A 12259-nucleotide genomic window follows, 5' to 3' on the forward strand; every position below is an offset into this window, starting at 1 on the left:
CCAGCAACAGGCGGCGGCGATTCGGCGAGGACGGCTCCATGCGCAACTCCGACCGGAAGGATGCTTCACCCTAACCGCTCGTGCGGCATCGGCACTGTGAGCGCTATCGCGCGATGCGTCGGGGCCTCTGGCACACTGCCGCCTCCGCTTTTCCCGGAGACGCCGATGCGCTGCCGCCCACTGCTCGCCGCCCTCGCCCTGCTGCTGGCTGCCCCGGCCGGGGCGCAGGAGACCCTGTTCCACGCCCGCGACCTGGTCGGCGATGGCGTGTTCACCGACAAGATCGAAGGGCCTGCGACCGGCCCCGACGGTGCGCTGTACGTGGTCAACTTCGCCCACGACGGCAGCATCGGCCGGGTCCAGCGCGATGCCGACGGCCACGCGCAGGCCAGCCTGTTCGTGGACCTCCCTGCCGGCAGCATCGGCAACGGCATCCGTTTCGATCGCCGCGGGCGCATGTACGTTGCGGACTACGGCCAGCACCGCATCCTGCGCATCGCCCTGCGCAGCAAGCGCATCGAGGTCTACGCCACGCTGCCGGGCGCGTTCCAGCCCAACGACATCGCGATGGCTCCAGACGGCACCCTGTATGCCAGCGACCCGGACTGGAAGCACGACGCCGGCCAGCTGTGGCGCATCGACCGCGACCGCAGCGCGCATCTGATCGAGACCGGCATGGGCACCACCAACGGCATCGAGGTCAGCCCCGACGGCAAGCGCCTGTACGTCAACGAGAGCGTGCAGCGGCGGATCTGGGTCTACGACCGTGCCGCCGACGGCGCCGTGTCCAACAAGCGGCTGTTCGCCAGCTTCGCCGACGCCGGGCTGGACGGCATGCGCTGCGACGTCGACGGCAACCTGTACGTGGCCCGCTACGACGCCGGCAAGGTGATCGTGCTGGCCCCCGACGGCACGCTGCTGCACGAGGTCGCGACCAAGGGCCGCAAGCCCACCAACCTGGCCTTCGGCGGCGCCGACGGACGCGATGTCGACGTGACCCTGCAGGACCGCGGCGCGATCGAAACCTTCCGCAGCGACCGTCCCGGCCGCGAGCACGGACGCTGATGGGATGCGTATCGCAGCGGCGTCTCAGCCCGCGCAATGGCCCCCTGGCATCCTGGCTGCACTGACTGGAGGGCCGCGCACATGCAGCCGATCGAACTGAACAACCCGGCCGGCTTCGCCGACGAATTCCTGCGCCTGACCCTGCTGCAGGGCTTCCAGTCGCTGACCAAGCGCGACCTGGAACTGCTGATCTTCGTGTTGCTGGAACGCGACGGCGCGATCTCGCGCAGCGATTCCAACAACGCGGTGGCGATGCGCCTGCGGGTGACCCCGGCCAAGGTCAAGGGCCTGCGCCGCGACGGCTATGCGCGCTGGCGTGCGCTGGTGCCGGAGGACAACGAGGCGGCGCTGCAGCGCATCGTCGCCACGGTGCTCACCGAGGACAACCTGCGCGCCGGGGCCAAGCACGTCAGCGAGCGCAGCAAGAAGGACGGCTTCCTGGCGATCCGCATCGAGCACCCCGACGACCAGCAGCGCTTCGAACAGGCCATCGTCGACGTCGGCGCCATGCCCGTGTACGAGCGCAACCGCGACGTGATGGCGGTGCGCTTCGACACGCTGCTGAAGATCGCCGAGCGCTGGGGCTACCTGCAGCCGGAGCCGGAGAAGGTGACGCACGAATTGCAGAAGCTGGCGCCCACCGCGGAAGAGGTCGCCGACCTGTTGAAGAAGGACCTGAGCAAGCTACGCTGGGAGGACGTGCGCCGCGCGCTCAACAGCCTCGGCGCCAAGGCCGTCGCCAGCACCGCCGAGGGCGGGCTGAAGGGCCTGTTGAAGCTCGCGTTTCCATTCATCCCCGGCTGAGCGCCGGGGCCGTCATTCCATCGCCACTCCGGAGTTTCGTCGTGTCCATGTCCTGCCGTTCCCTCGCCCTGCTCTGCTGCCTGTGCGCCTGCGCCGCGCCGGCCGCGGCGCAGAATCTCAACAGCACCTCCAGCGCCACCACCGAGCCGCTGCGCGACGTGCCGGTCAACGTGCGCGCACAGCCGCTCAGCAACGGCGTGGTGACCCACCAGGTGCAGTTGCCGGCCACGCCCGGCGAAGCGCAGGTGACCGTGCGCAGCATCCAGCCCGACCGCGTCGCCGGCAGCTACCGCATCGACTTCGAGGCGCTGGACACCGACCACGACGGCTACATCAGCCGTAGCGAAGCGCAGGCCAACCCGTCGCTGGCCGACGAGTTCGACGCGCTGGACACCACCCGCAGCGGCCGCCTCAGCCGCGCGCAATTGGCCGGCTGGCTGTAACCGCAAAACATGCGCCCGGCGCCGCCATGAAGGCGCCGGCGCACCCTCGGTCGTGTTGCAGGGCGCATTGGAAACGCTTGCTAAACAGCGCCGGCACGCAGATAGGAATGCCCGATTTTTTTAGCGTCGATTAATTCGGCCAGGCCTATGTTCTTGACTCCTTCCCAGCAACAGGAGTCGTGCCATGAACCGCATCGTTCCTCGTCTCGTCCCGTTCGCGTTCGCGCTGCTTGCCGCGCCGGCGCTGGCCATGGCGCAGTCGGCGCCGGACGAAGTGACCCTGCACCAGAACGGCCAGATCATCAATGTCACCTCGGTCGAACCGAACTCGATCGTCGGCGACTACCACATCGATTTCGCCAAGCTCGACCGCAACCATGACGGCTACATCAGCCGCGCCGAAGCCAAGGCCGACCCCACGCTGTACGCCGAGTTCGACGCCGTCGACGTGCACCACCACGGCCGCCTGAGCAAGGCCGACCTGGAAGGCTGGATGTCGACGTGACGCGACCCACGCGTCGACCGACCCGCACCCTTTCCACCACGCGCGCCGCCTGCGGCCTTCCCGCCGCACGCGGCGCGACTGTTTTCTGAAGCGACAACACCGCAAACACCGGCAACGCGAGCGCCGCAGCATCGCGCAACCGCATCAACGAAGCTGCCGCCACCATCACCGCTGCATCGACCCGATCTCCTCGCAGCGCATGTCTTTCCACCACGCCACCTCGCCGCTCGGCCTCGCCCGCCGCGCCGACGACAGCTACAGCGGTCCCTCCTGCAGCGGCGCATCCTGAACCCCGCCCCAGGGATCGTCCAGCAGATAGCGCGCCGCGACCGGCTGCGCCGCCGGCACCAGGGTGAGTCGGTAATACACCTCGTCGTCGCCTTCGCAGACTTCGTAGTACAGCGCGTAGTCGCCAGGCTGCAGCGCCAGGGTCACATCGAAGGCCTCGGCGGCGGACGCCACCTGCACTCGCGCGTCCGGATTCACCCGGAACGGCACCTGCATGCGCCGCTGCGCGCGCGGATCGGGTGCGAACGCCGCGGCCAGCACCAGGTGCACCTGCGCGCCGAACGCGTCCTCGGGCAACGGGTCGAACACCACGTAGTCGCGATGCAGGATCGCCCCCTGCTCCAGATTGCGCGGCCCCCAACGGCAGGCCGCTTCGTCGAAGGCGCGGGCGCGCAACTGCAGCTGGCTGTGGGAAATCAACAGATTCACGGCCTGTGTCGCGTCTTGCATCGTCATCCTCCATGGCAGGGACGCGGCCTGCGTGCTGCGCTTCGCGCCCTACCCTCACCCCAACTCGTCTCCGAGGGGAGAGGGGCTCAAGCAAACCAGCCGAAGCTGGCTCTTCCTTCTCCCTCCGGGAGAAGGCGCCCCGAAGGGGCGGATGAGGGTACGGGCGCCGCTCGGCGCGTGGTCAAATAATGCGGCCGCCGCGTCCGGCCGGAGCATGCACCTACACGCCGGAAGCGCGCTTCCAGAAACCGTGCATCAACAACGGCAGCTTGCCGGCCAGGCCCAGCAGCGGGCCGCGCAGCAGAGTGAGGTGCAGCTCGTCGTTGGAGAACAGCCGGTTGATCGCATCGAAACCGTAGGCGGCCACGGTGTTGTCGCTGCGGCGGCCGCGCGCCCAGCGCGCCAGCCGCTGCGGCGCCGCCCAGTCGACCCGCTGCGCCTGCGCCTGCCGCACCAGCGCCGCCAGCGCGGCGACGTCGCGCAGGCCCAGGTTGACGCCCTGCCCGGCCAGCGGATGCACCACGTGCGCGGCATCGCCCAGCACCAGCAGGCGGCCGCGCTGGTAGGCCTCCACCAGTTGCCGGCGCAGCGGGAAGCCCAGCCGCGGCGACAGCGCGCGCACCGTGCCCAGGCGGGCACCGAAGGCCTGGGTCAGTTCGGCGCCGAACGCCGCATCGTCCAGCGCCAGCACCCGCGCGGCCTCGGCCTCGGGCAGGGTCCACACGATCGAGCTGCGGCCGTCGGCGAACGGCAGGAACGCCAGCGGGCCGCCCGGCAGGAAACGCTGCCAGGCCGTGTCCTGGTGCGGCTGTTCGGTCTGCACGAAGGCGACCACGCCGCGCTGGCCGTAGTCGTGCGCCGGCGCGTCCAGCCCGGCCAGGCCGCGCACCGTGGACTCGGCGCCGTCGGCGGCGATCGCCAGCCGCGCGTCCAGGCGGCTGCCGTCGTCCAGGCGCAGGCGCGCACGCTCGGCCGACGGCTCCAGCGCCTCCACCCGCGCCGGGCAATGCACCTGCACGCCGGCGGCCGGCAGCGCTGCCCACAGTTGTTCGACCAGCAGGTTGTGTTCGACGATCCAGCCGAGCTGGTCGCGGCCCAGGGTGTCGGCGTCGAAGGCCAGCTCGCCACCGCCGCCGGCATCCCACACGCGCATGCGCCGGTACGCGCTGGCGCGGCGGGCGACGACCTGCGGCCACACGCCCAGGCCCTGCAGCAGCGCCGCGTTGTCCGGGGCGAAGGCGTAGACGCGCAGATCCGGCGTGTCCGCCGACCAGCGCGGCGGTTCGCGGCCCTCGACCAGCGCCACCGCCAGGCCTTCGCCGGCCAGGGCCAGCGCACAGGCCGCGCCGACCACGCCGCCGCCCACCACCACCACATCCAGCACACCGCGCCGGCTCATGCGCGCGTCTCCCGGCAAAGCTGCGGCACATCGCCGCGGAAGCCCATCGCGCCGCCGACCAGGAACGACTGCAGCGGCGCGGCCTGCGCCGCGGCCAGCAGACCCAGGCTGCGCAGCGGGCGCAGCAGCGGGGTCGGATTGGCGGTCAGCCGCGCCAGCCCGCCGGAGAACGTCACCGTGCGCTGGCGATCCTGCTCGCGGCGCTGCGCGTACTGCTGCAGCAGCGCCGGCGCGCCAGGGTCGGTGCCGTCGCGCTCGATCAGTTCGGCCAGGGTCAGCGCATCGCGCAGGCCCAGGTTGAAGCCCTGCGCGCCCAGCGGGTGCAAGGTCTGCGCGGCATTGCCCAGCAGCACCGCGCGCGCATCGGTCAGCCGCTCGGCCAGCACCTGCACGATCGGGTAGGCGCTGCGCTCGCCGCTGCCGAGCAGGCGGCCGACGCGCCAGCCCAGCGCGTCCTGCAGCCGCTGCAGCCAGGCACCCTCGTCCAGCGCCGCCACCGCATCGGCGTCCTCGGCGGCCACCGCGTGGATCGCGCCGTAATGGCGATCGCCGCGCGGCAACAAGGCGGTCGGGCCGTCGTCGCGGAAGCGCTCGTAGGCGGTGCCGTCGGGCTGGCGGCTGCCGCGTACCCGCGCCACGAACAGGGTCTGCTGGAAATCGTGGCGCGTTGCGGCGATGCCCAAGGCTTCGCGCACCGCGCTGGCGCTGCCATCGGCACCGACCAGCAGGCGCGTGTGCAGGACCTCCTCGCTGCCGTCGCGCAGGATGCGCAGGCGGCGCACGCCTTCCTCGGCGTCGGCCTCCAGCGCCACGAACTGCGCCGGGCGGTAGCGGGTCAGCCGCGTGGTCGCCGCCAGGCTGGCCTCCAGCGCCTCGCCGAAGTCGCGCGCGACGACCACCTGGCCGAAAGCCTCGCGTCCATAGTCGGCGGCTTCCAGCCGCACCCGGCCGAAATCGCCCGCGCGGCTGACGTGGATGCGGCGGATCGGTCCGGTCGGCGCGCGCAGCCGCTGCATCACCCCCAACGCGCCCAGCGCGTTGACCGTGGCGGCAGCGAAGCTGAGGTTGCGCTGGTCGAACACCGGCGGCAACGCGCCCGGCGGTGCGGCCTCGACCAGGCCCACGTCCACCCCCAGCCGGTCCAGGGCGATGGCCAGGCTGGCGCCGACCAGGCCGCCGCCGACGATCACTACGTCATGTCGTTTGCTCATCCGGCCATGATACGACCCGCACCCGTCTGCCCGGTGAGCGCCGCCGCCCAGTTGGCGTGCCGTGGCGGCAGCGGCGCACAGCGCTCGCGCGCGCCGCGCTTCCAGTAGAATCCGGGGTCTTACGTGCCCCGGTGCCCGCCGTCATGACGCCTTCCACCCACCGCCTCCCCGCCCTGCTGCTGTTGACCGCGCTGCTGGCCGCGACCCGCATCAACCACTTCGGGGCGATCCCGGACGCGTCGTGGGCGGTGTTCTTCGTCGGCGGCTTCTACCTGCGCAGTTGGACCCGCTGGGCGTTCCCGCTGCTGATGGCGCTGGCGGTGCTGGTCGACTACCTGGTCATCCGCGGCCAGGGCCTGGATTTCTGGCAGCACTACTGCGTGTCGCCGGCCTACTGGTGCCTGATCCCGGCCTATTTCGTGCTGTGGGCCGGCGGCGCCTGGCTGGCGCGGCGCTACCACGGTGCCGACTGGCGCGCGCTGGGCCTGGCCGCCGCCAGCCTGCTGGTCGCGGTGGCGCTGTGCCACCTGCTGGCGCAGGGCAGCTTCTACTGGGTCAGCCGCAGCGTGCCGAACCCGACCCTGGCCGGCTGGTGGCAGAACTACAGCGACTGGCTGCTGCCCTACCTGGGCAGCGCCAGCCTGTACGTGGCGCTGGCCGCAGCGATCCAGGTCGGCGTCGAACAACTGGCGCGGCTGGGCCAGCGCGGCCAGCCGGTCGGTCACTGACCGGGATGGGCAACCGTCTCTCCAAGATCTACACCCGCACCGGCGACGACGGCAGCACCGGCCTAGGCGACGGCAACCGGGTCGGCAAGGACTCGGCACGGGTCGCCGCCTACGGCACCGTGGACGAGGCCAACTCGGCGATCGGCGTGGTCCTGGCCTGCCCGCTGGCCGAGGACGTGCGGCAGTTGCTGACCGCGATCCAGCACCAGTTGTTCGATCTCGGCGGCGAGCTGTGCATCCCCGGCCACGCCGCGATCCATGCCGCCGACATCGACGCGCTGGAACGGCATCTGGACCGCTACAACGACACCCTGCCGCCGCTGCAGGACTTCATCCTGCCCGCCGGCGGCGAGGCCGCGGCACGCTGCCACCTGGCCCGCACCATCGTGCGCCGCGCCGAGCGCGAAACGGTGGCGCTGTCGCGCCAGGACGCGGTGCGGCCGGAAGCGGTGCGCTACCTCAACCGCCTTTCCGACCTGCTGTTCGTGCTGGCGCGAGTGCTGGCGCGGGCCGACGGCCACGGCGAAGTGCTGTGGCGCCACGACCGGCGCCAGGCCTGAGCCACGCCCGGGCCACGGCCGCGCATGCTGATCTACACCCATCCTGCCTGCCTGGGCCACGCGCCGGGACCGGAGCACCCGGAACGGCCGGAGCGCCTGGAGGCGGTGACCACCGCGCTGCGCGAGGCCTTTCCCGCGCTGGAATGGCGCGAGGCGCCGCTGGCCAAGCTCGGCGACCTGGCCCGGGTCCATGAGCGCGAGCTGATCGATCGCGTCCTGGCCGACCTCGACGGCCCGCAGATGCTCGACGTGGACACGGTGGTCTCGCCCGGCTCGCGCGCGGCCGCACTGCGTGCCGCCGGCGCCGGCGTCGCCGCGGTGGACGCGGTGATGCACGGTGTCACCGACACCGCATTCTGCGCGGTGCGCCCGCCAGGCCATCACGCCACCGCCGACACCGCGATGGGCTTCTGCCTGTTCAACAACGTGGCCGTGGCCGCCGCCCACGCCCGCGACGCGCATGGGCTGGAGCGGATCGCCATCGTCGATTTCGACGTGCACCACGGCAACGGCACCCAGGCGATCTTCGAGCGCGAGCCGAAGGTGCAGTACCTCAGCACCCACCAGTCCGGGCTGTTCCCGCACACCGGCGGAGTCCACGACCGCGGCGTCGGCAACCTGCACAACGCCTTGCTGCCACCGGGCAGCGGCGGTTTCCGCTTCCGCAACACCTGGGCCGACCAGATGCTGCCGCTGCTGGACGCGTTCAAGCCACAGCTGCTGCTGATCTCGGCCGGCTTCGACGCGCACATGCGCGACCCGCTGGCCGATCTGATGCTGGAGACCGAGGACTTCGGCTGGATCACCGCCGAACTGCGCGCGTTGGCGCAGCGGCACGCGCGCGGCCGGGTGGTGTCCCTGCTGGAAGGCGGCTACGACCTGCAGGCCCTGCACGAAGGCAGCGTCGCCCACGTCGACGCGCTGCGCTGAAGGTCCGCGCTCACCCGGCGGCGGCCGAGGCGCGGCACGCCCGGATCGAAACCCCGCCCCGGCAGGCCGATGAACCCCGTCCCCTGCCCCGGGGACGCCTTCATTGCCCCTATGCACGGGATGGGGCAAGCTAGCGACCGTTTTCGCCCGATACCTGACGCGCGTGCGCCGAACCCTTCGCCTGCTCCCTCTTCCGTTCAGTATCGCCCTCTGCCTGCCGGCGGTGGCGGCTGAAAAGCCGCCGAACTGGGGCCTGTGCCCGACCCCGGACGTGCTGCCCAAGTTCGACGATGCGCAGCAGCCGGATCCAAAGCTGGCGCAGAACCGCGAACAGCAGCCGACCAATATCGAAGGCGATCAGCTGTCGGGCACCACCACCATCCCCAACTACACCGGCAACGTCGCGCTCAAGCGCGGCGACCAGTTCATGGGCACGGACAGCCTGCGGGTGGACACCGAGACCGGCAACTACATTGCCGAGGGTCACGTGCGCTACCAGGATTCGTCGATCCGCATGATCGCCGACCGCGCCGAGGGCAATCAGGACACCGACACCCACAAGATCACCAACATCCGCTACCAGCTGCTGGCCCGCCGCGGCAACGGCAAGGCCGACTCGGTCGACCTGCAGGGTGCGCTGGGGCAGATGCATCGCTCCACCTACACCACCTGCGACCCCTCGCAGCGGGTGTGGGAGCTGCACGCGCCGGAAATCGACGTCGACAACGACGAAGGCTTCGGCACCGCGCGCAACGCGATCCTGAAGATCTACAACTTCCCGATCCTGTACGCGCCCTGGTTCAAGTTCCCGATCGACGATCGCCGCAGCAGCGGCTTCCTGTTCCCGGCGATCGGCATGTCCAGCCGCAACGGCTTCGACTACACCCAGCCGTACTACCTGAACCTGGCACCCAATTACGACGCCACCCTGTATCCGCGCTTCATGGCCCGCCGCGGCCTGATGCTGGGCAGCGAATTCCGCTATCTCTACGATGGCGGCAAAGGCGAACTACAGGCGGCCTACCTGCCGGACGACAAGCTGCGCGACAAGGATCGCGGCCGCTTCGGTTATCAGGGCTACCACAACATCAATTCGCAGTGGCAGGCGCGCGCCTCGCTGGCCTGGGTCAGCGACGAGCGCTACACCGAGGATTTCTCCAACCGCCTGCTCGGCAATGCGGTGTCCAACATCCAGAGCACGATCGGCGTCTACGGCACCGGCGAGACCTGGACCGCGGGCGTGATGGCTGATCGCTGGCAGTTGACCGACTACACCCTGACCGAGGATGCGCTGCCGTACAACCGCCAGCCGCGCGCCTTCTTCAACTGGGACCAGTCGTTCGGCAACTATTTCGAAGCCGGTCTGTACAGCGAAGCGGTGCGCTTCGTGCACGACGATATCCATCAGAAAACCACCGACGGCACCTACGAACGCACCGGGGTGGTCACCCCGCGCCCCGGCGGCAGCCGCCTGGACCTGAAGCCCTACATCTCCATGCCACTGGCCGGCGCCGCCTGGTTCCTCAAGCCGACCCTGGCCTGGCGCTATACCGCCTATCAGCTCGACAAGGATCTGGCGGCCACGCTCGGCGGCGACACCACGCCCTCGCGCAGCCTGCCGATCGCCACGGTCGATGCGGGTCTGTACTTTGACCGCGATACCAAATGGGGCAACACCAACTATCTGCAGACCCTGGAACCGCGACTGTTCTACCTGTACACGCCGTACCGCGACCAGAACGACCTGCCGATCTTCGACACCCGCGAGTTCACCTTCAGCTGGGGCCAGTTGTTCCGCGATTCGCGTTACACCGGCGCCGACCGTCAGAACGACGCCAACCAGCTGACCATGGCCCTGAGCTCGCGCCTGCTGCGCCAGGACGATGGCAAAGAGAAGTTGTCGGTCAGCCTCGGCCAGATCCTGTATTTCAGCGATTCGCGGGTCAGCCTGCCCAACAGCGACACCACGATCGAGCAGGGCAAGTCGGCCTGGGTGGCCGATGCCAACTACATGATCAACGACCGCTGGAACCTGGGCGCCACCTACCAGTGGGATCCCAAGTACCGGCGCAAGGACCTGGCCAGCTTCCGCGCGCGCTACCTGATGCCCGGCGACGGCATCGTCAATATCGCCTACCGCTACCGCCGCGATCTGCTGGAACAGGCCGACGTGTCGTTCCTGTACCCGATCAATCCGACCTGGAGCGTCGTTGGCCGGCATTACTACTCGCTGATGGACAAGAAGCCGCTGGAAAGCATCCTCGGCGTGCAGTGGGACAGCTGCTGCCTGGCGGTGCGGGCGTTGGCGCGGCGCTACGTGCGCAACCGCACCGGCGCACTGGATACCGCCTTCCAGATCGAGTTCGTGCTCAAGGGGCTGTCGTCCCTGGGCCAGGACACGGACCGCGTTCTGCGCCGTGCTATTCTCGGCTACAACCGCGACGACCTGTACTTGGTCCCGCCCAGCAACACCACGACCGATCCGGACGCTTACGATCCGAACCAGATTCCATGACCAAGACCCTTTCTGTTTTTCTCGCCGCCCTGGTGGCGATCGCCGGCGTGTCCGCTCCGGCCGCCGCGCAACAAACCCAACCGCTGGACCGCATCGCCGCGGTGGTCGACGAGGATGTCGTACTGCAGAGCGAGCTGGATCGCGCCGTGCGCAACGTGAAGGCGCAGTATGCCGGCCGCGAGGCGCAGCTGCCGCCGGATAACGTGCTGCAGCGGCAGGTGCTGGAGCGCCTGGTGCTGGTCAAGCTGCAGGTCGCGCGCGCCAACAGCACGGGCATCCGTGTCGGCGACGACGAACTGAACCGCGCCATCGCCAGCATCGCCCAGCAGAACGGCACCGACGTGGACGGCCTGCGCAAGAAGCTGGCCGCCGACGGCATGTCCTACACCGATTTCCGCAACTCGGTGCGCGACGAAATCACCGTGCAGCGCCTGCGCCAGAGCTTTGCGCAGAGCCGCATCAACGTCAGCGAGGCCGAAGTCGACGCGGCGCTGGCGCAGCAAGCCACCACCGGCACCCAGTACCACCTGGCGCACATCCTGGTCGGCCTGCCGGAAGGCGCCACCGCCGAGCAGATCAAGACCGCCCAAGGCAAGATCGACGGGGTCAAGAACCTGATCGACAAGGGCGAGATCGATTTCAACGCCGCGGCGGTGCGCTATTCCGACAGCCCCAACGCGCTGGAAGGCGGCGACCTGGGCTGGCGCAGCCTGGACGAGATCCCCAACGCGTTCGCGCAGCTGATCCGCGACATGAAGCCGGGCCAGGTCGCCGGCCCGCTGCGCGGCCCCAGCGGCTTCCAGTTGCTGAAGCTGGTCGAAGTGCGCGACGCCTCGGCCAATCCGGAAAAGAAGACGGTCACCGAGTACCACGCCCGCCACATCCTGATCCGGGTCAACGATGCGCAGCCCGACGCGGCCGCCAAGGCCAAGATCGAGACGCTGCGCGCACGCATCGCCGGCGGCGCCGACTTCCAGGCCGTGGCCAAGGAAGCGTCGGAAGACACCAACAGCCGCAGCCAGGGCGGCGATCTGGGCTGGTTCCCGGCCGACGCGTTCGGCCCGGACTTCGGCCAGCACGTCGCGAGCCTCCAGGACGGCCAGATTTCGCAGCCGTTCCGCACCGAGGCCGGCTGGCACATCGTGCAGCGCGTCGCCGAGCGCCAGACCGACGTGACCAGCGATACCCAGCGTGCCCAGGTCCGCGAGACCATCGGCCGCCGCAAGCTGGAAGAGGAATACAACCGCTTCCTGCAGGAAATGCGCGGCGAAGCCTACGTCGACCTGCGCGTGGGCAACACCGACGCCGCCACTGCGCCGGCGGCCACGCCCGCGCCGGCGCCCGCCGCCAAGCCCTGATCC

General features: G+C 70.0%; 12 protein-coding genes. 9 read left to right on the plus strand and 3 right to left on the minus strand.

The genetic code is table 11. From position 1 onward, the window contains the following. Positions 1-165: 165 nt before the first annotated feature. The 4 genes from AC1PMG_RS17465 to AC1PMG_RS17480 all read left to right on the plus strand — a co-directional run bounded on the left by AC1PMG_RS17465 (position 166) and on the right by AC1PMG_RS17480 (position 2817). Positions 166-1065 (plus strand): SMP-30/gluconolactonase/LRE family protein, encoded by a 900-nt coding sequence (locus AC1PMG_RS17465; protein WP_481109682.1) that lies wholly within the window; start codon positions 166-168, stop codon positions 1063-1065. An 81-nt stretch (positions 1066-1146) separates the two neighbouring features. Then, on the plus strand, positions 1147-1869 hold the full coding sequence (locus AC1PMG_RS17470; RefSeq protein WP_342073130.1) for a hypothetical protein: 723 nt from the start codon (positions 1147-1149) through the stop codon (positions 1867-1869). Between the two features lie 47 nt (positions 1870-1916). Further along, the gene (locus tag AC1PMG_RS17475; protein ID WP_342073129.1) at positions 1917-2312 is read left to right on the plus strand and encodes an EF-hand domain-containing protein; all 396 of its coding nucleotides are present in this window, start codon (positions 1917-1919) and stop codon (positions 2310-2312) included. A 184-nt stretch (positions 2313-2496) separates the two neighbouring features. After that, positions 2497-2817 carry an EF-hand domain-containing protein gene (locus AC1PMG_RS17480; RefSeq protein ID WP_010340011.1) on the plus strand — a complete coding sequence of 107 codons (321 nt, stop codon included), beginning with the start codon at positions 2497-2499 and terminating at the stop codon, positions 2815-2817. Between the two features lie 255 nt (positions 2818-3072). Here the strand turns inward: AC1PMG_RS17480 and comJ are convergent, their stop codons facing one another. The 3 genes from comJ to ubiH form a co-directional block, all read right to left on the minus strand. Then, complete coding sequence (gene comJ / locus AC1PMG_RS17485; protein ID WP_481109683.1) at positions 3073-3555, minus strand: competence protein ComJ; 483 nt, start codon at positions 3553-3555, stop codon at positions 3073-3075. 220 nt (positions 3556-3775) lie between these two features. Further along, complete coding sequence (locus tag AC1PMG_RS17490; RefSeq protein WP_481109684.1) at positions 3776-4954, minus strand: UbiH/UbiF family hydroxylase; 1179 nt, start codon at positions 4952-4954, stop codon at positions 3776-3778. Then, positions 4951-6165 carry a 2-octaprenyl-6-methoxyphenyl hydroxylase gene (ubiH, locus tag AC1PMG_RS17495; RefSeq protein WP_481109685.1) on the minus strand — a complete coding sequence of 405 codons (1215 nt, stop codon included), beginning with the start codon at positions 6163-6165 and terminating at the stop codon, positions 4951-4953. Before ubiH ends, AC1PMG_RS17490 begins: the two co-directional genes overlap by 4 nt. A gap of 143 nt (positions 6166-6308) precedes the next feature. On the opposite strand from ubiH, the gene AC1PMG_RS17500 reads away from it, so the two are divergent. The 5 genes from AC1PMG_RS17500 (at position 6309) to AC1PMG_RS17520 (ending at position 12256) form a co-directional block, all read left to right on the plus strand. Next, positions 6309-6893, plus strand: a complete 585-nt coding sequence (locus tag AC1PMG_RS17500) for a hypothetical protein (protein ID WP_481109686.1) — start codon at positions 6309-6311, stop codon at positions 6891-6893. 5 nt (positions 6894-6898) lie between these two features. Next, positions 6899-7453 (plus strand): cob(I)yrinic acid a,c-diamide adenosyltransferase, encoded by a 555-nt coding sequence (locus AC1PMG_RS17505; RefSeq protein ID WP_010340006.1) that lies wholly within the window; start codon positions 6899-6901, stop codon positions 7451-7453. Positions 7454-7477: 24 nt separating this feature from the next. After that, positions 7478-8383, plus strand: a complete 906-nt coding sequence (locus tag AC1PMG_RS17510; protein ID WP_481109687.1) for a histone deacetylase family protein — start codon at positions 7478-7480, stop codon at positions 8381-8383. Positions 8384-8546: 163 nt separating this feature from the next. Then, positions 8547-10898, plus strand: coding sequence for an LPS-assembly protein LptD (lptD, locus tag AC1PMG_RS17515; protein ID WP_481109688.1), 2352 nt, complete (start codon positions 8547-8549; stop codon positions 10896-10898). After that, positions 10895-12256 (plus strand): peptidylprolyl isomerase, encoded by a 1362-nt coding sequence (locus AC1PMG_RS17520; protein ID WP_342073121.1) that lies wholly within the window; start codon positions 10895-10897, stop codon positions 12254-12256. The genes lptD and AC1PMG_RS17520 overlap by 4 nt, the downstream gene beginning before the upstream one ends. The last annotated feature ends 3 nt before the right edge of the window (positions 12257-12259 follow it).

This window comes from Xanthomonas sp. NCPPB 2250 (assembly GCF_056725265.1).

Bases quoted from the DNA above. Each gene is read 5' to 3' on its own strand.
- AC1PMG_RS17465 (WP_481109682.1), top strand. From the start codon at position 166: ATGCGCTGCCGCCCACTGCTCGCCGCCCTCGCCCTGCTGCTGGCTGCC.
- AC1PMG_RS17470 (WP_342073130.1), top strand. From the start codon at position 1,147: ATGCAGCCGATCGAACTGAACAACCCGGCCGGCTTCGCCGACGAATTC.
- AC1PMG_RS17475 (WP_342073129.1), top strand. From the start codon at position 1,917: ATGTCCTGCCGTTCCCTCGCCCTGCTCTGCTGCCTGTGCGCCTGCGCC.
- AC1PMG_RS17480 (WP_010340011.1), top strand. From the start codon at position 2,497: ATGAACCGCATCGTTCCTCGTCTCGTCCCGTTCGCGTTCGCGCTGCTT.
- comJ (WP_481109683.1), bottom strand. From the start codon at position 3,555: ATGCAAGACGCGACACAGGCCGTGAATCTGTTGATTTCCCACAGCCAG.
- AC1PMG_RS17490 (WP_481109684.1), bottom strand. From the start codon at position 4,954: ATGAGCCGGCGCGGTGTGCTGGATGTGGTGGTGGTGGGCGGCGGCGTG.
- ubiH (WP_481109685.1), bottom strand. From the start codon at position 6,165: ATGAGCAAACGACATGACGTAGTGATCGTCGGCGGCGGCCTGGTCGGC.
- AC1PMG_RS17500 (WP_481109686.1), top strand. From the start codon at position 6,309: ATGACGCCTTCCACCCACCGCCTCCCCGCCCTGCTGCTGTTGACCGCG.
- AC1PMG_RS17505 (WP_010340006.1), top strand. From the start codon at position 6,899: ATGGGCAACCGTCTCTCCAAGATCTACACCCGCACCGGCGACGACGGC.
- AC1PMG_RS17510 (WP_481109687.1), top strand. From the start codon at position 7,478: ATGCTGATCTACACCCATCCTGCCTGCCTGGGCCACGCGCCGGGACCG.
- AC1PMG_RS17520 (WP_342073121.1), top strand. From the start codon at position 10,895: ATGACCAAGACCCTTTCTGTTTTTCTCGCCGCCCTGGTGGCGATCGCC.